The sequence below is a fragment of the Desulfurobacterium crinifex genome, from assembly GCF_054656775.1.
In genome coordinates this window covers 461,623-478,605 of record NZ_BAAHXO010000004.1, presented here as the reverse complement: position 1 = coordinate 478,605, position 16,983 = coordinate 461,623, and the positions used below count along the sequence as shown (strand labels likewise).

Annotated in this window: 20 protein-coding genes; 10 read left to right on the top strand and 10 right to left on the bottom strand. The window is 40.1% G+C overall.

Features of this window, described 5'->3' with window-relative positions:
- The first annotated feature begins 19 nt into the window (after window positions 1–19).
- Complete coding sequence (locus ACYQ3A_RS04440; protein WP_459895904.1) at window positions 20–559, top strand: HNH endonuclease; 540 nt, start codon at window positions 20–22, stop codon at window positions 557–559.
- A 25-nt stretch (window positions 560–584) separates the two neighbouring features.
- Here the strand turns inward: ACYQ3A_RS04440 and guaB are convergent, their stop codons facing one another.
- Window positions 585–2,051, bottom strand: coding sequence for an IMP dehydrogenase (gene guaB / locus ACYQ3A_RS04435; protein WP_459895903.1), 1,467 nt, complete (start codon window positions 2,049–2,051; stop codon window positions 585–587).
- Window positions 2,052–2,144: 93 nt separating this feature from the next.
- Between guaB and argH the strand changes: the two genes are divergently transcribed.
- The 8 genes from argH to ACYQ3A_RS04395 all read left to right on the top strand — a co-directional run bounded on the left by argH (window position 2,145) and on the right by ACYQ3A_RS04395 (window position 9,082).
- The gene (gene argH / locus ACYQ3A_RS04430; protein ID WP_459895902.1) at window positions 2,145–3,539 is read left to right on the top strand and encodes an argininosuccinate lyase; all 1,395 of its coding nucleotides are present in this window, start codon (window positions 2,145–2,147) and stop codon (window positions 3,537–3,539) included.
- Window positions 3,540–4,403 (top strand): transketolase, encoded by an 864-nt coding sequence (locus ACYQ3A_RS04425; RefSeq protein ID WP_459895901.1) that lies wholly within the window; start codon window positions 3,540–3,542, stop codon window positions 4,401–4,403.
- A 9-nt stretch (window positions 4,404–4,412) separates the two neighbouring features.
- Window positions 4,413–5,351 (top strand): transketolase family protein, encoded by a 939-nt coding sequence (locus ACYQ3A_RS04420; protein WP_459895900.1) that lies wholly within the window; start codon window positions 4,413–4,415, stop codon window positions 5,349–5,351.
- Window positions 5,348–6,655 (top strand): S41 family peptidase, encoded by a 1,308-nt coding sequence (locus tag ACYQ3A_RS04415; protein WP_459895899.1) that lies wholly within the window; start codon window positions 5,348–5,350, stop codon window positions 6,653–6,655. Before ACYQ3A_RS04420 ends, ACYQ3A_RS04415 begins: the two co-directional genes overlap by 4 nt.
- Window positions 6,652–7,275 carry an alpha/beta fold hydrolase gene (locus tag ACYQ3A_RS04410; RefSeq protein ID WP_459895897.1) on the top strand — a complete coding sequence of 208 codons (624 nt, stop codon included), beginning with the start codon at window positions 6,652–6,654 and terminating at the stop codon, window positions 7,273–7,275. Before ACYQ3A_RS04415 ends, ACYQ3A_RS04410 begins: the two co-directional genes overlap by 4 nt.
- A 220-nt stretch (window positions 7,276–7,495) precedes the next feature.
- Window positions 7,496–7,846, top strand: coding sequence for a hypothetical protein (locus ACYQ3A_RS04405; protein WP_459895896.1), 351 nt, complete (start codon window positions 7,496–7,498; stop codon window positions 7,844–7,846).
- A gap of 11 nt (window positions 7,847–7,857) precedes the next feature.
- Window positions 7,858–8,688, top strand: a complete 831-nt coding sequence (locus ACYQ3A_RS04400) for an oxygen-binding di-iron domain-containing protein (RefSeq protein WP_459895895.1) — start codon at window positions 7,858–7,860, stop codon at window positions 8,686–8,688.
- A gap of 13 nt (window positions 8,689–8,701) precedes the next feature.
- Window positions 8,702–9,082 (top strand): roadblock/LC7 domain-containing protein, encoded by a 381-nt coding sequence (locus tag ACYQ3A_RS04395; protein WP_459895894.1) that lies wholly within the window; start codon window positions 8,702–8,704, stop codon window positions 9,080–9,082.
- Here the strand turns inward: ACYQ3A_RS04395 and ACYQ3A_RS04390 are convergent.
- Genes ACYQ3A_RS04390 through ACYQ3A_RS04360 form a run of 7 tightly spaced genes read right to left on the bottom strand, consistent with a single transcriptional unit; the run spans window position 9,060 to window position 13,953 of the window.
- Window positions 9,060–9,749, bottom strand: coding sequence for a hypothetical protein (locus ACYQ3A_RS04390; protein WP_459895893.1), 690 nt, complete (start codon window positions 9,747–9,749; stop codon window positions 9,060–9,062). The two genes, ACYQ3A_RS04395 and ACYQ3A_RS04390, sit on opposite strands and share 23 nt — an antisense overlap.
- On the bottom strand, window positions 9,746–10,228 hold the full coding sequence (locus ACYQ3A_RS04385) for a hypothetical protein (RefSeq protein ID WP_459895891.1): 483 nt from the start codon (window positions 10,226–10,228) through the stop codon (window positions 9,746–9,748). The genes ACYQ3A_RS04390 and ACYQ3A_RS04385 overlap by 4 nt, the downstream gene beginning before the upstream one ends.
- Entirely contained in the window at window positions 10,212–10,745 is a 534-nt protein-coding gene (locus ACYQ3A_RS04380; RefSeq protein ID WP_459895890.1) for a hypothetical protein, read from the bottom strand. The genes ACYQ3A_RS04385 and ACYQ3A_RS04380 overlap by 17 nt, the downstream gene beginning before the upstream one ends.
- The gene (gene rapZ / locus ACYQ3A_RS04375; protein WP_459895889.1) at window positions 10,742–11,626 is read right to left on the bottom strand and encodes an RNase adapter RapZ; all 885 of its coding nucleotides are present in this window, start codon (window positions 11,624–11,626) and stop codon (window positions 10,742–10,744) included. Before rapZ ends, ACYQ3A_RS04380 begins: the two co-directional genes overlap by 4 nt.
- Window positions 11,623–12,423, bottom strand: coding sequence for a Vgb family protein (locus ACYQ3A_RS04370; RefSeq protein WP_459895888.1), 801 nt, complete (start codon window positions 12,421–12,423; stop codon window positions 11,623–11,625). The genes rapZ and ACYQ3A_RS04370 overlap by 4 nt, the downstream gene beginning before the upstream one ends.
- Window positions 12,414–13,301, bottom strand: a complete 888-nt coding sequence (locus ACYQ3A_RS04365; RefSeq protein WP_459895887.1) for an NAD(+)/NADH kinase — start codon at window positions 13,299–13,301, stop codon at window positions 12,414–12,416. Before ACYQ3A_RS04365 ends, ACYQ3A_RS04370 begins: the two co-directional genes overlap by 10 nt.
- On the bottom strand, window positions 13,273–13,953 hold the full coding sequence (locus ACYQ3A_RS04360; RefSeq protein ID WP_459895886.1) for an ATP-binding protein: 681 nt from the start codon (window positions 13,951–13,953) through the stop codon (window positions 13,273–13,275). Before ACYQ3A_RS04360 ends, ACYQ3A_RS04365 begins: the two co-directional genes overlap by 29 nt.
- Window positions 13,954–14,010: 57 nt before the next feature.
- On the opposite strand from ACYQ3A_RS04360, the gene mqnC reads away from it, so the two are divergent.
- Window positions 14,011–15,078 carry a cyclic dehypoxanthinyl futalosine synthase gene (mqnC, locus tag ACYQ3A_RS04355; RefSeq protein ID WP_459895885.1) on the top strand — a complete coding sequence of 356 codons (1,068 nt, stop codon included), beginning with the start codon at window positions 14,011–14,013 and terminating at the stop codon, window positions 15,076–15,078.
- A gap of 225 nt (window positions 15,079–15,303) precedes the next feature.
- On the opposite strand, the gene ACYQ3A_RS04350 is transcribed toward mqnC, so the two are convergent.
- The gene (locus tag ACYQ3A_RS04350; RefSeq protein ID WP_459895884.1) at window positions 15,304–16,722 is read right to left on the bottom strand and encodes a DUF3373 family protein; all 1,419 of its coding nucleotides are present in this window, start codon (window positions 16,720–16,722) and stop codon (window positions 15,304–15,306) included.
- Complete coding sequence (locus ACYQ3A_RS04345) at window positions 16,682–16,981, bottom strand: hypothetical protein (protein WP_459895883.1); 300 nt, start codon at window positions 16,979–16,981, stop codon at window positions 16,682–16,684. Before ACYQ3A_RS04345 ends, ACYQ3A_RS04350 begins: the two co-directional genes overlap by 41 nt.
- Window positions 16,982–16,983: the final 2 nt, after the last annotated feature.

The following is a 16,983-nucleotide window of genomic DNA, read 5'->3' as shown; positions in this document are numbered from 1 at the left end:
ACCTTCAGGAGATCTGGAAATGAAACTACATCCCGTTTTGGTTCTTGACAGAACCTATGCTCCTGTTTCCATTTTTTCCCACAAGAAAGCCTTTATTCTTGATCTTCTCAACAAATGTGAAGTTCTCCAGTACTATGAAAGTGTGAAGCTCTCTTCCCCTACCATGGATTATCCCGCACCCCTTGTTATCAGAATTCCCGTTCTGATGAGACACTGGCAATCATCGGCTCCAACCAGAAGGGCTGTCTTTATAAGGGACAATTTCACCTGTGCTTACTGTGGAAAAATAGTAAAGGACAGTGAAGTCACCATTGACCATATTATTTCAAAAAGTCGTGGTGGAACGTGGAGCTGGACAAATCTTGTGACCTGTTGCACTGAATGTAACCAGAAAAAAGGAAACATGACTCCAGAAGAAGCTGGAATGCCACTGCTTTACAAACCTAAGAAGCCTTCAGGTTTTCAGATTGCTTTAAACAGGTGGAGAAACAAGCTGAACAGGGAGTTTTTAGATGCACTCTCTTTTTATGGAATAATCGTTGGTAAGGAAGCTATATAAAAAGCTCCCCGAAGGGAGCCGGTAATTATCTCTCTACCCAGTAGTTTGGAGCTTCCTTTGTGATGATAACGTCGTGAACGTGGGATTCTTTGAGACCTGCTGAGGTAATCTTTACAAACCTTGCTTTCTTTCTCATTTCCTCAATGTTAGCTGCTCCGCAGTAACCCATTCCAGCTCTAAGTCCACCTACAAGCTGGTGGATAGTATCGGCAAGAGGACCTCTGTATGGAACCATTCCTTCGATTCCTTCTGGAACTAACTTTTTCTCCTCAACTTCTGCCTGGAAGTATCTGTCCTTGCTTCCCCTCTTCATTGCTCCAAGGGAACCCATACCTCTGTAAGCTTTGTAACTCCTTCCCTGATAGAGAACGAGTTCTCCTGGGCTTTCTTTTGTTCCTGCAAAGAGGCTACCGATCATTACAACCCTTGCGCCAGCACCGATTGCCTTGGCAATGTCACCTGAGAACTTGATTCCACCGTCTGCAATGATTGAGATGTCATACTTATCTGCAACTTCTGCACACTGGGCAATTGCTGTGAGCTGTGGAACTCCCACACCTGCAACGATTCTCGTTGTACAGATAGAACCTGGTCCGATTCCTACCTTTACTGCATCTGCTCCAGCTTTTATGAGTGCTTCTGTTCCTTCAGGAGTTGCAACGTTTCCAGCGATTACATCAATATCAGGGAAGAGCCCCTTTATTTTTTCTACCATTTCTATAACGCCTTTTGAATGTCCGTGTGCAGTGTCAATAACAATAACGTCAACACCTGCTTCAATAAGAGCTTCTGCCCTTCTGAGACCCTCAGGACCAACGCCAATTGCAGCACCTACCATGAGGCGGCCGAGATCATCTTTGCAGGCGTTAGGGTACTTTTCCTTTTTCTCTATGTCTTTTATTGTTATAAGTCCTTTGAGGTAGCCTTTTTCGTCAACAACAGGAAGTTTTTCAATCTTGTATTTGTGGAGTATTTCCTTAGCTTCCTCAAGGGTAGTTCCTACAGGAGCCGTTTTAAGGTTTTCTTTTGTCATTACCTCTTTGATTTTCTTACTGTAGTCCTTTACAAACCTTATATCTCTGTTTGTAATGATTCCAAGGAGTTTTCCATTTTCGTCTGTTACAGGAAGACCTGAGATTTTGTACTTTCTCATTAGAGCTTCTGCTTCAGCTATCGTCTGGTCGGGAGAAACGGTAACAGGCTTGACGATCATTCCACTTTCTGACCTTTTAACCCTGTCAACCTCTTCGGCCTGTTCTTCAATAGAGAGGTTCTTGTGGATTATTCCAATTCCTCCTTCTCTGGCGATAGCGATAGCAAGTTCTGATTCGGTGACGGTGTCCATTGCGGCGCTCATTATTGGTATGTTGAGAGTGATTCTCTTGGTGAGTTTTGTTCTTACGTCAACCTGAGTTGGAAGAACTTCAGAGTAGTTAGGAAGTAAGAGGACATCATCAAATGTGAGGGCTTCCTTTATACCTTTTTCGAGCATATTTTCCTCCGTGAAAGCTTTTAGAAATTATAGGTTTCTGATAAACCAAAGGCAACTTGTTTGATAGAATTGAGCAAACCAGAGGAGGTAATTGTGGCAGAAGAGAAAAAGCTCTGGGGCGGAAGGTTTAAAGAGTCTACTGATGAGTTGGTTGAGAAATTCACAGAATCTGTTTCTTACGATAAAAGACTTGCTCCGTTTGACATAGCAGGAAGTATTGCCCATGTGAAAATGCTTGAAAAGCAGGGAATTCTGCAGAAGGAAGAAGCAGAGAAAATTATTGAAGGTTTAAACAAGATTCTTGATGAGATTGAGAGTGGCAGTTTTGAGTGGAAGACGGAACTCGAAGATGTCCATATGAACATAGAAAAAAGGTTGACAGAGAGAATAGGTCCTGTCGGCGGGAAACTTCACACAGGAAGGTCAAGAAACGACCAGGTAGCCACAGATGTTAGGCTTTACGTAAGACATGAAATAGAGGAGATTTTGGAGCTCCTTAAAGAGTTAAGGAAAGCCTTTGTAAAACAGGCTGAAGAGAACTTAGATGTTGTGATGCCTGGATACACCCATCTTCAGATTGCTCAACCAGTTCTCTACTCCCACCACATGCTTGCCTACTACCAGATGTTTAAAAGGGATGCAGAGAGATTTCAGGATACACTGAAAAGAGTCAATATCTCTCCTTTAGGTTCTGCCGCACTTGCAGGAACGAGTTATCCACTTGATAGGGAATTCACAGCAAAGCTCCTTGGATTTTCAGATGTAACCAGAAACAGCATGGATGCAGTCAGTGACAGAGATTTTATTGCTGAGACAATCTTCAACTGTGCAATGGTTATGATGCACCTTTCAAGGCTTTCTGAGGAGCTCGTCCTCTGGTCAACTGAGGAGTTTGGATTTATTGACCTTCCAGATGCTTTCTGTACAGGTAGTTCAATTATGCCCCAGAAGAAAAACCCTGACGTTTCGGAGCTCACCAGAGGTAAGACTGGAAGGGTTTATGGAGATTTAATGGCAATCCTGACTATTCTTAAAGGACTTCCACTTACCTATAATAGAGACCTTCAGGAAGACAAAGAGCCACTCTTTGATGCAATAGATACGGTTAAGCTTGCTCTTAAAGTTAATGCAAAGATTGTTTCCGGGATGAAGCCGAGAAGAGAGAGAATGAGAGAACAGGCTAAGAAAGGTTTTTCCCTTGCAACGGATGTTGCAGACTACCTTGCCAAAAAGGGAGTGCCATTCAGAGAGGCTCACAGAATAGTTGGAGAACTGGTGGCATATTGTCTTGATAGAGGTAATGGTCTTGAAGACCTAACGCTTGAAGAATTTAAGCAGTTTTCAGATAAGTTTGAGGAAGATGTTCTCTCACTTATGAGCGTAGAAGGTTCTATCAACAGCAGGAATATAATTGGCGGAACAGCAAGAGAGCAAGTTGAAAGAGAGATTTTAAAGATTAAGGAAGAGGAAGGATTTCAGGAGGTTTAAATGATAAGGTTTGAACCGTCATTCTTTATGGAGAGAAATAGGGATATAGACGAAGCTACCCTTAGTGTAATTGCCAGAGAAGTCAGAAAGGACATTCTCAAAATGACGTCTGCCGTCAACTCAGGTCACCCTGGCGGTGCAATGTCTGCAACGGACATTATTGTTACCCTCTACTACTACAAAATGAGACATAATCCAGAAGATCCAAAATGGGAAAAGAGAGATAGGTTTGTTCTTTCTAAGGGACACGTCTGTCCGGCACTCTACTCTGTTCTTGCAAGGACAGGCTATTTTCCACTTGAGAAGTTAAATGAGTTTAGAAGGATAGATGGAGACCTTCAGGGACACCCAGACATGAGGAAAACTCTTGGAATTGAGATAAGCACAGGGTCTCTTGGACATGGAATTGGAGCTGCCGTTGGAATAGCTCTTGCTCTTAAACTTGATAAGAGTGATAGCAGGGTTTACTGCATGATTGGAGATGGTGAAGCACAGGAAGGTAGTGTCTGGGAAGCAACGATGGCAGCGTCTCACTACAACCTTGACAACCTCTGCGTAATTCTTGATAACAACAACCTCCAGATTGATGGTCCTGTTGACGAGGTTATGTCGATCTATCCAACGATGGAGAAGTGGAGAGCTTTTGGCTGGCACGTTATAGAGATAAACGGACACGACTTCAGAGAGATAAAAGCTGCCCTTGATGAAGCAGATACAGTAAAGTACAAACCGACAATGATTGTTGCAAAAACTGTCAAAGGGAAAGGGGTCTCCTTCATGGAAAACAGAGCTGAGTGGCACGGAAAGGCGCTGCCACCAGACTTGCTCAAAGAAGCACTTAAAGAACTGGGAGAGATTGTTTAGGAGGAAACAATGGAGAAGGTCAGTCTTAGAGATAAATACGGTGAGGTTCTGGTAGAGCTCGGGAAAGAAGATGAGAGGATAGTTGTTTTTGATGCCGACCTTTCTGGTTCTACTAAAACTTCCAAGTTTGCGAAGGCTTTTCCTGATAGATTCTTTAACATGGGAATTGCCGAAACCAATATGATGAACGTTGCTGCTGGAATGGCCGCAACCGGTAAGATTCCATTTGTCAGTACCTTCGCAATCTTTGGAACTGGAAGGGCATGGGAAGCTGTAAGGCAGACTATCTGTTATCCGAACTTGAGCGTAAAAATTGTTTGTACCCACGGTGGAATTACGGTTGGTGAAGATGGAGCAAGCCACCAGGCTCTCGAAGATGTTGCCAATATGAGAAATATTCCAAACATGAGGGTTATTGTTCCAGCAGACGATATAGAAACTGAGCAAGTGATAAGAATGATAGCTTACACAGATGGTCCTTTCTATGTTAGACTTAGTAGAGAAAACTTTCCGAGGATTTTTGATAAGAGCTATAAATTCAAACTGGGAAAGGGGATTGTTCTGAGAGAAGGGGAGGATGTAACTGTTGTGGCAAACGGTGTAATGACCTCTTTTGCTTTACTTGCTGCGGATATTCTGGAAAGAGAAGGTATTTCAATTGAAGTTATTCATATGCCAACGGTTAAACCAATTGATGTTGAGCTTCTTGTTGAGTCTGCATCAAAAACGGGAGCAGTTGTTACTGCTGAAGAGCACTCAATAGTTGGAGGACTTGGCTCTGCCGTTGCTGAAGCTCTTGTGGAGAACTATCCAGTTCCAATGGAAAGACTTGGGATTCCTGACGTCTTTGGAAGATCCGGAAAAGGTTGGGAGCTTTTACACTACTTCAAGCTTGACGAGAAGGGCATAATAGAGAAAGTTAAAAAGGTCCTTGAGAGGAAAAGATGAGGAAACTTTTTAAATCAGTATTTTTCTTTTCGCTTATGATCGTTTTTGTTTTTTCCTTAGGAAAGATTTCTCTTTCTGCGGTTGAGAAAGGAACAGCCACAGGGAAGGAAGAAATTAACTACATTCGGCTTTTTACCGAAGCCTATCAGCTTGTTAAAGAGAGATACGTTGAACCTGTAACTCCAAAGAAGCTCTTTGAAGGTGCTATTCAGGGAATGTTCAACAAGCTTGATCCCCACTGTACACTCTTTACTCCTGATAAGCTCAAAGAGTTTCAAGTGGAAACTCAAGGAGAATTTGGAGGGCTTGGTATTCAGATAACAAAAACAAAAGATGGAAAATTAATGATAATAGCTCCTATTGAGGATACACCGGCTTTCAGGGCGGGAGTTAAACCGGGAGATATCATTGTAAAGATAGAGGATAAAGAAGTTACTTCTGATATGACCCTTATGGAAGCTGTAAAGCTTATGAGAGGGAAACCGGGAACGAAGATAACCATCTGGATCTGGAGAAAGGGCTGGTCTGAACCCAAGCGGTTCACGATAACGAGAGCAATCATAAAAATCCGGAGTGTTAAGTACAGAGTACTCAAGGGAGATATCGGATACATCAGGTTTACGATGTTCCAGAGGAACTCAGTTGAGGAGTTTAAGAAAGCTCTTCAGGAACTCAACAAGGACAAAAAGCTTCAGGGAATTATCGTTGATGTCAGAAACAACCCAGGTGGTCTTTTAGATTCTGCTGTTGCAATAAGTGATTACTTCCTTCCAAAGGGAGCTCTTATCGTCTATACGAAGGGAAGGATTCCTGAAAGTATTAAGAAGTTCCGTTCCACACATGATCCTGTGGTTCCACTTGATATTCCTGTTGTAATGCTTGTAAACGGTGGTACTGCGAGTGCGGCTGAAATTCTGACGGGAGCTCTCAGGTACAATGATAGGGCGATTGTTGTAGGTGAGAAGACATTTGGAAAGGGTTCTGTTCAAACCCTCTACCCACTTGAAATGGGTTATGCTGTTAAGATTACGACTGCCAAATACTACATGCCAAACAATGAGTGCATTGATGGAAAAGGGATAGAGCCTGATATTGAGGTGGAACTGTCTAAGGAAGATATAGAACAGCTTAAGAAGGAGTTTAAAGAGATAGAGGAACATCCAGAGAAAACAGAAGAGATAAGGAAAGAAAGGGAGAAGAGAATAGATAGCCAGTTAAGAAGGGCAATTGACGTAATTAAGGAATTCCATTTGATTCAGAAGCTAATGAAGAAGGATAAAGTGGCTCAAAGAAAAGCAGCATGAAAAAAGTTTTCACTCTTCACGGATGGAGCTTTGATGGCTCCATCTGGTCAATTTCTCCTTTTAGAGATGCTGTTCACTTAACCCTTCCTGGTCATGGAGATTCTCCGTTTGAATCTACGGATATCTTTTGTCTTTCAAGGGAGATAGGAGAGTTTATTCCTGAAGGCTCTACTCTTGTTGGTTGGTCACTCGGTGCATCTGTTGCCGTTCTGACGGCTGTTTCTTATCCTGAAAAGGTTGAAAAACTGGTACTGTATGCTCCCACTTCCGCTTTTTCTGGGGTTTCCCAGCCAGAGGTAGTTGTAAAAAGGTTTTTGAGAAAGTTAAAAAGAAATTTTATGGAAACTGTTTACTATTTTCGGGGGCTCTGTTCTTCCAGAGATTGGCTTATTCCAACCTTGTGTGAAGAAAAAGCGATAAAACTTCTTGAATCTTTTGCCTGGTTTAATCTTGTTCCACACTTGCGAAAAATAACAGTTCCAGTAGTTGTTCTTGCAGGAGAGGAAGATTCGGTTACTGGATTAGAAGGTGCCTTCTCTCTATGGAATGAGCTTAAAAGCTGTACTTTGAATGTTGTTCCGGGGAGAGATCATTTAACAATTCTGGAAGTTGTTGATTAGCAGGAATATTTGAAATGCTATTTTGTTGTCAGGGTATTCAAAAGATGTCTTTTCTTTAACTTTACTGCGGCTAAATGTAGAAGGAAATAATTGAGACTTTCTTTTTATAAGCTTTTTATAAGAGGTGCTTTATTTTAACATATCATATTGTGGGAACTTTACTTTAATTATTATTTTGGTATATTAATTGTAATCTTTGCTGATCTAAGGGGGAATAGAAATGGGTATAGCAGAAAGAGCAAAAGAGGAAATTCCCTTTATAGTTGGTTATGCTGCTGTAAAGTTTTCGGGGGACGTAATAGACTCTTTTGGCGATGAAATAGAAATGGATGGAATTGTAGAAAGGGTAAAAAACATTGTGAAAGAGTACCTCCAGATATACAAAATCCTTGGGGAGTACACTGTAGGGATGCCCAAGGAAATTCTTATGAGTACGAGTGAGATTTTTATTCTTGTAAGAATCTTTTACAACGATGAGTTATTCCAGGTTGCCGTTCTCAAAAGTGATGCGAACCTGGGTTATACCCGTTATATGCTTCACCAGTTCAGTCTTGAACTATCAAAAGTTTAATGGGGATAAATATGGGACTGAGGATAGAAGAACTTAAAAAGGGTAATTACGACTTAAATGAACCTGTTATCCTATACGAGTCGGGAGGACATAGAGTAGCTTGGGTTGGTAGTTCTGAAGAGTTTATTTTCAGGTGTAATGCTTACCTTATCTCCGCAGGAAATAAGAATGTTCTTCTGGATCCAGGAGGAATTCAACACTTTTCTCAGGTCAAGGAGAGAGTTTCTCAGCTTATAGATCCTAAGGACGTTACTCATATAGTTTCTCACCATCAGGATCCTGATGTTGCCGGTTCTATACCGGAATGGTTGAAAATAAATCCCAATATAACGATTGTAACTACTCCAAGAACAAAGGTTCTTCTTCCTTACTATGGGTTTGATAGAAATAGTGTGCATTGGCTGGATGTAAGTGTTCTTGATGATACAATGTTAGAACTTGGAGATGGTTCAATCCTCCTCTTTCTCAGTTCTCCATTTCTCCACTTCCCCGATGCTTTTGTTACGTATGATAGTAAGGCTAAGTTGCTCTTTTCAGGTGATATCTTTGCGGCAATTCAGCAGAAGTGGGAACTGATTGTTTCAGATTTTGAAAGACACAAGAAAGAAATGATGTATTTTCACGTCTATTACATGGCGTCAAGTAAAGCTCTCAAGTACTTTGTTGATAAGATAAAACCCTTTGAGATTGACGCTATTGTTCCTCAGCATGGTTCAATAATTCCTAAGGAGTATGTAAAGGATGCTATAGCTTTTCTTGAAGATCTTAAATGTGGAACAGATCTCCTTTATGAGGAGTCTCCTATAAAATCGATAATGGATGAGCTTCTTAGTGATCTATAGTTAGGAGGAAAAGATGGCGAGTAAAAAGGAGCGCCTTGAACAGGTATTGTCCGATCTTTCTGATTCCCTTGGGAGTGATTTGTTAGGGACTCTTATTGCTACGCCTGATGGACAAGTGGTGGTTTCCATTATGCTTAAAGGAAGCCTGAATGCTCAGAAGCTTGCAGCAATGGCAGCAGCTGTAGTTGGTACTTCAGATAAACTTTCAAAGCTTGTTGAGGCAGGAGAATTTCAGGATGTTCTTGTAAGGTGTGAGAATGAAAATATTCTTGCAAGAAAAACTGGAAAAAGAGCTATTTTGGTTTGTGTTGTTAAAAAAGATGCGAATATAGGACTTCTTAACATAGAGATTGAGGATGCTTCAGAAAGAGTTATATCCATCCTTGGAAGTTAATATCAGATGAGGGAGAGTTCTCTTGCCTCAAGAGTTTTCCTAAGTTGCTCACAATTTCTGGTTCATCAAGTTCGAAATTTGAAAGTTCTTCTTTGTCTAACAGTATGAAGAGAAATTTTTCCTCTTCCGTGAGGAATATTCCAAACAGTTTTTGAAAATGAAAAACGACACTTTTAGAAGAAGACCAACTTTTGAATACTTCGTAGTAGGATAGTATCTCTTTCTCCAGTTCAGAGGTTTCTTCTATTTCGAGATTCAGATATTCAAAACCGTGATGGGTATAAATAAGTTTGATGTTTTGGGGATTAAAGTAGTTTTTACAGAGTTTAAGAAAAGCTGAAACTTCCTCTTCTTTTTTTGTTTCTTCAACTTCTGTATTTTCAATGTCGTTGGAGAAGAAAGAAAGGACGTCCATCTGGTTGAGATTTATTTCTTTTTCTACTGGATTTTTCAAAGGTAAAAGTTCTACACTTTTTATTTCTTTTTCATGAGAAGTAATAAATTTTAGAGCTTCTTTTCCAGAAAAACTTTCCTTTCCTGTTACTTCTGCTTTCACAATTTTTCCTGATTGGACGTAAATAATACCTGTCCAATCATCAACCTCTAAATTTATCGACCATTTCCCATGTGTTCCAAGGAGATTAATGAGGAGCTCTTGAAAGGTCATTTCTCCTTCCTCGAATCTAAGAAGTTGTCTATAGCTTTGCTTACTTCAAACAACCAGTGTTGCAGTTTTTTTACTGTTCTATCGGTCGAGAAGAATACGGAAAGCTCTGGATCAGCAATGTAAATCAGGAAAATATCAAGCTTTTGAGAATATCCTCTCATAATGAAAACAATTTCTCTTGTATTCATCTGGTAAATCAAAGTTCTTGGAGGTTCAAATCCTCCCACCTTTAAACCCGGGTTGGCCTTTTCGTGGAATTTAAATGCTGTTTGAAAGAGTTTTATTGCGTAAGGGTATATTCGTTCTACGCTGTAGTTTTCATTTTTCTGTTTTGAAAAAACTTTTAACCCATCAGAAGTAAAAAGGGCTGTTGCTATCCATCCTCCTGCTTCAATTTCCTTACTCTTTTTTCCCATATACTCACGTATATTTTTAGCTTCCAATTTACTTCCATTGCCTTTCTTAAGGATTCCTAACATGGATTTCTCCTTTTAAAGCATTTACTACAAAACTAACAACTTCTAATACCTGATCTTTTTTTCTGGGATCTATAAATTCTACAGGGAAACCAAATTGTTCTGCTTTCTGTAGAAGAATATTTTCTACTTTTTCACATTTTTCACAGTGGGTAATGAGAATCATCTTCAAAGCTGTTGAAAAAGAATCCATTTTTGAGAAGAAATCAATATAGAATTTTAATCTTTCAATGCTTTCATGAGCAGGATGCAGGAAGAGTATTCCATCAAAGTGCTGTCCTACTATTTCCCAGATGAAGTCAAACTTTTCTTGACCTGGAACGCCCATGAAGAGTAACTCTTCACCTTCATTCTTGTAAAAGTTTACCTCTACTCCGATGGTTGTTGTTGTTTCCTTTTCTGTGAAAGTTTCCAGATCGATTTCTTTCTCTTCTGTACCTAAGAATTCGTTGCTGTTTACATTTCTAACGAAAGTAGTTTTGCCGGCGTTGTAAGGACCACATACGATAATTTTCTTCATTGAACTTTCCTTCTAACGTTTTGTTCTCTGTGTTCAACGTATGTTTCGTAATCTGAGAAGCGTTTACTGATTCTGGAGGCAAGAATCTCCGCAATTGCTACAGAGCGATGCTGCCCACCTGTACAGCCGATGGCAAAAGTAATGTAGGATTTCCCTTCCCTTTCATACATTGGGATAGAGAACTCTATAAGGTCTGAAATTAAATTTAGTGTTTCTCTCGTCTCTTTGAACTGCATTATGTAATCAACAACTTCTTTATCCATTCCTGTTTTTGGTCTTAAGTCTGGAACGAAGTGTGGATTAGGCAGAAACCTGACATCAAAAACGTTATCTGCAGAAGGGGGAATTCCATATTTAAATCCAAAGGAGAGAAAAGTGATTTTGAGTCGAGGTTTTTCTCCTGACAACAGCTCTCTGATAAACCTTTTAAGGTCGTGGGTAGTCATAAAAGATGTATCTATGATTATGTCCGCAAACTGCTTTACAGAACTCAACATTTCTTTTTCTTCATCTATAAGACTTTCAAGGCTTTTTTCCGGTTCATATCTCTCAAAAGGGTGAGGCCTTCTGGTTTCACTGAAGCGTTTAATTAAGACATCTCTTTCTGCTGTAAAGTACCAGATTTGAATGGAAGAAAATTGTTCTTTCAGCTTCTTCAGTATTATTGGTGATGTGTCCCTGAATCCGGGGTTTCTTATGTCTATAACAAGGGCAGCTTTTTTAATCTCTGGGTTGTTTTCAACAAGGTGTATCAAACTGGGGATGAGATCGGGAGGTATGTTGTCTATACAGTAGAAACCTAAATCCTCAAGATGCTTCATTGCGCTGGATTTGCCAGCTCCAGATTCACCGGTAATTATGACGATTTCTTTTCCTTTCATCTTTCCAATTTGAACACTTTAACATCGTTAAGCAAAAATTCTGGAATAAATAGTTTACCATTACAGTGGCCAATATCTGCTGGAGATGTTAGAACTAAACCTGAAGAGAATTCTTCAAGCTTGCCATTTCTCAGTTTGTATATTTTCCCAGCAGAAAAGTCAGAAAATACTATAGAACCATCATCAAGGATAACAACACCGTCGAGACTATCAAAACCAGAGGCTATGGTTTTTAATTTACTGTTTTCCACTTTCATTACCTTTCCACCACCCCAGCTTACTACTATCATTTCTCCAGTTTTGGTAAACGCAATTCCGTTAGGCCCTTGGAGTTCCGGGTTCTTTATAAACTGGGAAACACCGTAGTTTTTAATGTCTATTCTGTATATCGTGTTTGTCTGTGTGTCGCTAACGTAGACATAACCTTTTCCGTCATAAGCCGTATCATTGAGGAATCGAGCTTGAGGAATTCTAATTTTTTTTAAAATCTTACCAGTTTGTGGGTCAGCTACTACTACAGTATCAATATCTGCTACAAAGAGCCTTCCATCTGCAAATGTAATTCCCTTCGGAGCGTTTAATCCAGAGATAAATTTCCTTTTTATGATATTTCCTTCAAGGTCTGCTAATGCGATGTAGCCATCTCTATCTTTTTTATCTGGTGGAGTGTTACCTATGTTTGAGATATAAAGTTTTCCATCGTAGCACTGACTACTTTCGGGAGTCTTTAATCCCTGATTGATGTTGAAGAGAAAAGCAAGTGTAATTACAGCGATAACTCCCGTAACTATCCCCATTTCAGTTTCTCCCTTAAGGTTTGATAGTAAGATTTCCTGGGATCTCTCAGTATCAGAAGGTCGTAAGGAGACCGGGTTATCTCTATGACATCACCCTTGCGAAGTTCAATTCCTTCCTGTCCGTCGAAGATCACCATTACTGTTTCACTTTCTGTTTTAAGCTTTGCAGATAAACAGACTTTTCCTTCAAGGACGAGAGGCCTTAGAGTTAGTGTGTGGGGACAGATGGGAGTTAAAAGCATAGCACTTAAGGTTGGCATCAAGATTGGGCCACCGGCGGATAGAGAATAGGCAGTTGAACCTGTAGGAGTTGCTACTATGACCCCGTCTCCTCTGAAGGTTGTGACGTACTCTCCGTTAGCTTCAACTTCAATCTCTATAATTCTTGCAAGGGTATCCCTCTTTATTGCAACTTCGTTGACACACCTGTAGATTGATATATGTCCATTTTTGCGAAGGACTTTCACTCTGATAACTGGTCTATTTTCCAGAACAAAATCACCATTTAAAAGTCTTTCTAAGCTTTCTTCAATTTCATCGATTGATATCTCTGTGAGAAACCCTAAAGTTCCAAAGTTTATCCCGAGGAGAGGAACTGGCTTTTTATCAACAAGCTTTGCAACGGTGAGAAATGTTCCATCTCCTCCAAGAACTAAGATTACATCCACCTTATCGGGCAAAACCAATCTATCAACAACTTTTACATGGGATTTGCAGCTGTTCCCTGTGAGTTTGCATGTTTCTTCATCCGTGAAAAGCTTTACGGGGTAGTTTTTGAGCTTATCTACAATTCTCTTTACCCCTTTGCCGCTTTCAGGTTTTATGGGATTTGCAATCAATCCAATGTTTTTATAGGCGATTCTCTTTCCTTCTGTCATGGCCATCCACCTTTAAGATTTTGCACATTTCGTAGATTCTGGATTCTGTTCTTTCATCGAACTTTGCAGCAAAGCTTTCATCTGTGGATAGGTCAAATCGGAGGTTGGTTGTTATTATCGTTGGTAAACTGTTAACATACCTGTAGTTTATGATTGTTGAAAGGATATCCTTTGCCCAGTCTGTATTTCTCTCTGCTCCAACGTCGTCAAGAATGAGAAGGGGGGCTTTCAGTACAGTTTCTAAAATTTCAGTGCTTGATTCACTGGTTTCGAAGGTGCTTTTAATGTCTATCAGTAGATTTCTAAAGTCGTAGAAAAGACCTTTCATTCCTTTATGGGCTATAACGTTACGTAGAGTTGCTGCTGCCAGATGAGTTTTTCCTGTACCGGGTGGTCCATACAAAAGGAGACCTTTTTCTACGAAAGGAAAAGAGTAGAAAAACTCCTCACACTCCTTCAGTGCCCTTAGCTGAGTTGCTGTTTCAGGCTGGAAGTTTGAAAATTTGCAGTTTTTGTATCTAACCGGGATTCCGGATGATTTCAGGTAGGTTGATTTGAAATTTTCAAACTGGCATCTGCACCTTAAAGCTTTACGTTTACCGTTATTATTTCCTATGATCCAGCCACTGCCTCCGCAGATTGGACAGCTCAAGATATACCTCTATAATTTAAATCTGTTCTGACTTAATTATAGTCCCTGGAGAAAACCATGAACATTGTGGAAAGAGTTATTTCAGGAAAAAGGATTTCTGAAGAGGATGCTCTAAGATTACTTGAGAGTTGTGATCTCATTACCCTTGGACAGCTTGCAAATTTTATTAGAAACAAAAAACATCCAGAAAGGGAAGTTACGTTCGTGATTGATAGAAATATTAATTACACAAATGTTTGTATTTGCAAGTGCCGATTCTGTGCTTTTTACAGGAATAAGGAAGCTCCCGATGCTTATGTTATAGATAGAGAAACTTTGAAGCAGAAGATTCAGGAGACCATTGATCTTGGTGGAACTGCAATTCTCATTCAGGGAGGACTCCATCCAGATCTCGGAATAGAGTTTTATGAGGATCTGTTAAGGTTTATAAAGTCGAAATTTCCTCAGATTCACATTCATGGGTTTTCAGCTCCTGAGATTGTTCATATATCGAGAGTTTCAAATCTTTCAATTGAAGAGGTAATAAGAAAGTTGAAAGAGGCAGGTCTTGGTTCTATCCCTGGTGGTGGAGCAGAAATATTGACAGACAGGGTGAGAGAAAGGATAGCTCCAAATAAAGCAAAGACAAGAGAGTGGCTTGAAGTCCACAGAACTGCTCACAGGCTTGGTCTCAGGACAACAGCAACCATGATGTTTGGTAGTGTGGATACAGATGAGGATATTATTGAACATCTGAGAGTTTTGAGAGAACTTCAGGATGAGACTGGAGGTTTTTCAGCTTTCATTCCGTGGAGCTATCAACCTGATAATACAGAATTGGGGAAGGAGGTAAAAGAGAAAGCAAGTGGAGAAAGGTACTTAAGGGTTCTTGCGGTTTCTCGAATATACCTTGACAATTTTGATAACGTTCAAGCTTCATGGGTAACTCAGGGTGGGAAAATGGCTCAAGTTGCGCTGAAGTTCGGGGCAAACGACTTTGGTTCTTTGATGATCGAGGAAAACGTTGTTGCAGCTGCTGGAGTTAAGTTCAGACTTCCTCTATCGGAGATTATCAGGCTGATAAAAGATGCTGGGTATAAACCTGTACAGAGGGATACTCTCTACAGAAAAGTTAAGCATTTTTAAAAAGAATTCTGTTCAAAAACTGCTAAAACGTTTTTCCCTTTTTAAAGGGGGGTCAGGGGGATTTTTGTAGCAGTAAGTTTTGAACCTCTATATTCCCCTTGCAAAGGGGGAGTTTAACAGCTTTTGAATTGAATGTTTTAAAAAAAAGTGAGTGGTGAGCAGAGAATTGCGAATAGTTACAGTTTTTCATTCCTTACTGCTCACTGTTTACCGTTCACTGCTACTTTAAAATCTGAAATCTAAGAGACCGTAGAAGGTCTTTATGTTAAAATCTGTCTTGATTGGCTGTGTAGCCCATGTTGGTATTCCCATCAGATAGTCATAATCAAGATAGATAAATCCCAATCTTGACATTATTCTGTCGGTAAATCTATGAATAAAGTAGGTTTCATAGACGTTGCCGTTAACAGAAAGTTTTCCAACTAAGTCTTCCGGCGCTTGAGAGAAAGTTAACCAATACTTTGAGCCGTGGTTAAATTCAAATCCTACTTTGTTCATTCTATTAAAGTTGTATCTGAATCCTGTATAGACCGCCCATCCAGTTTTCTCGTCAGTACTTCCAAGGATAGAGACAACGTCGTCCTCGTCGTATTTGGGAGCGGGTTTTGTTCTTGTAAAGCCGAGGGAGAGGAAGGTGTCAAAGTTGGAATAAAGGAACTTTTTAGCCTGAATATGAATTCCTATTGCTTCTAAATCTCCAACACTGTATCTTGTTTCATTCAGCGGGATTACTTCGCCGGTTTTCGGATCATAAGTGTAAACATTGTTTACATCTAGAGCATTTGGAATATCCCATAAGTAGGAAAAACCTCCAACAAAAAGGGTATCATCTCCTACCCATTCTGGAAGTGGAGATTCGAACATTAGAAAGAGTGCACGGATATCTTTTACTTCCCCTCTCTGGAAGTAAAAGACCGGTTCAACATCGCTCTGATAAGGTTTTCCATATCCCAGTCTAAATCCTGAGTGCTTTATTCCCGTAATTTTTTCTAAGGGGACTGAAAGGATTATTCCGTCCATTGCGCTGTCGAAAAAGATTGCGGGATATACCGATTTTCTTACAGAATCCTCTTTAAAGTCGCAAGGAGGTCCTCCCCCTACAGGAAGTCTTCCTACAGATAAAACTGCTGAAGAAGATGGCAATTTCCAGTCAACGTATGCTCTTTCAAGGAAAAGTTCGGTTCCACCATGGGGTATCCTTCCAGTAGTTAAGTAGGGAAAGTAGTCCATTCTGTCTCTATCACCCCACAGGTAATAGGTGGATATTCTCATATGGAATGTAAAATCATTGAACCTAGCAATACCGTTGAGTCTAAAACGGGTTAACCACCTTTCGGTTTTCTCTTTGACTTCCAGATTTTGGGTGTGTGGGAAGGATTGAAGGAAGGAGTTTGTTCCATCTGTGTCAAAGAAAGAACCAATCGTTCTCAGGTTACCATACCAACGTATCTTGGAGCTCTTTACTGCCGTTTCTATCTTTTGAAGTCTTCTCCTGTTCTTAATTCTTTCTTTTGCCAGTTGTGCCTTTAACTCTGCCAGTTCTTTTTCAAGTTTTTCAATCCTCTGAAGGAGCTCAGCCTCAGATGCAAATGAGACGTTAAAATTAAAAAGTAGCACCTTCAGGCTGATCAGAATCGGCAGCATACGTTTCCACATATTCCTCAATCCTCCTTAAGGTTGCAGGCGGAATTATAACTTTCTCTTTTTTATGAATTTTGTGATATTCCTTTTGAAAAAATTCTTTCCACTGCTCTTTCAGTTTGTCAGCGGGATAGATAGGAGGAACTCTTTCTCCATGACATTCCATACAATACCTTTCAAAATCCTCTCTTCCTCCCCCTTGAGCGGCTACAGGAATCAGAATAGCAAGGAATAGAATAATGAAGAGTTTCGAGGACTTCATTT

Coding starts and splice junctions, on each gene's coding strand:
- guaB (WP_459895903.1), bottom strand. CDS start 2,051: ATGCTCGAAAAAGGTATAAAGGAAGCCCTCACATTTGATGATGTCCTC.
- ACYQ3A_RS04365 (WP_459895887.1), bottom strand. CDS start 13,301: ATGACAGAAGGAAAGAGAATCGCCTATAAAAACATTGGATTGATTGCA.
- ACYQ3A_RS04420 (WP_459895900.1), top strand. CDS start 4,413: ATGGAGAAGGTCAGTCTTAGAGATAAATACGGTGAGGTTCTGGTAGAG.
- ACYQ3A_RS04370 (WP_459895888.1), bottom strand. CDS start 12,423: ATGGGGATAGTTACGGGAGTTATCGCTGTAATTACACTTGCTTTTCTC.
- ACYQ3A_RS04350 (WP_459895884.1), bottom strand. CDS start 16,722: ATGCTGCCGATTCTGATCAGCCTGAAGGTGCTACTTTTTAATTTTAAC.
- ACYQ3A_RS04415 (WP_459895899.1), top strand. CDS start 5,348: ATGAGGAAACTTTTTAAATCAGTATTTTTCTTTTCGCTTATGATCGTT.
- ACYQ3A_RS04390 (WP_459895893.1), bottom strand. CDS start 9,749: ATGACCTTTCAAGAGCTCCTCATTAATCTCCTTGGAACACATGGGAAA.
- ACYQ3A_RS04410 (WP_459895897.1), top strand. CDS start 6,652: ATGAAAAAAGTTTTCACTCTTCACGGATGGAGCTTTGATGGCTCCATC.
- ACYQ3A_RS04425 (WP_459895901.1), top strand. CDS start 3,540: ATGATAAGGTTTGAACCGTCATTCTTTATGGAGAGAAATAGGGATATA.
- ACYQ3A_RS04345 (WP_459895883.1), bottom strand. CDS start 16,981: ATGAAGTCCTCGAAACTCTTCATTATTCTATTCCTTGCTATTCTGATT.
- ACYQ3A_RS04385 (WP_459895891.1), bottom strand. CDS start 10,228: ATGTTAGGAATCCTTAAGAAAGGCAATGGAAGTAAATTGGAAGCTAAA.
- ACYQ3A_RS04405 (WP_459895896.1), top strand. CDS start 7,496: ATGGGTATAGCAGAAAGAGCAAAAGAGGAAATTCCCTTTATAGTTGGT.
- rapZ (WP_459895889.1), bottom strand. CDS start 11,626: ATGAAAGGAAAAGAAATCGTCATAATTACCGGTGAATCTGGAGCTGGC.
- ACYQ3A_RS04440 (WP_459895904.1), top strand. CDS start 20: ATGAAACTACATCCCGTTTTGGTTCTTGACAGAACCTATGCTCCTGTT.
- ACYQ3A_RS04380 (WP_459895890.1), bottom strand. CDS start 10,745: ATGAAGAAAATTATCGTATGTGGTCCTTACAACGCCGGCAAAACTACT.
- mqnC (WP_459895885.1), top strand. CDS start 14,011: ATGAACATTGTGGAAAGAGTTATTTCAGGAAAAAGGATTTCTGAAGAG.
- ACYQ3A_RS04400 (WP_459895895.1), top strand. CDS start 7,858: ATGGGACTGAGGATAGAAGAACTTAAAAAGGGTAATTACGACTTAAAT.
- ACYQ3A_RS04395 (WP_459895894.1), top strand. CDS start 8,702: ATGGCGAGTAAAAAGGAGCGCCTTGAACAGGTATTGTCCGATCTTTCT.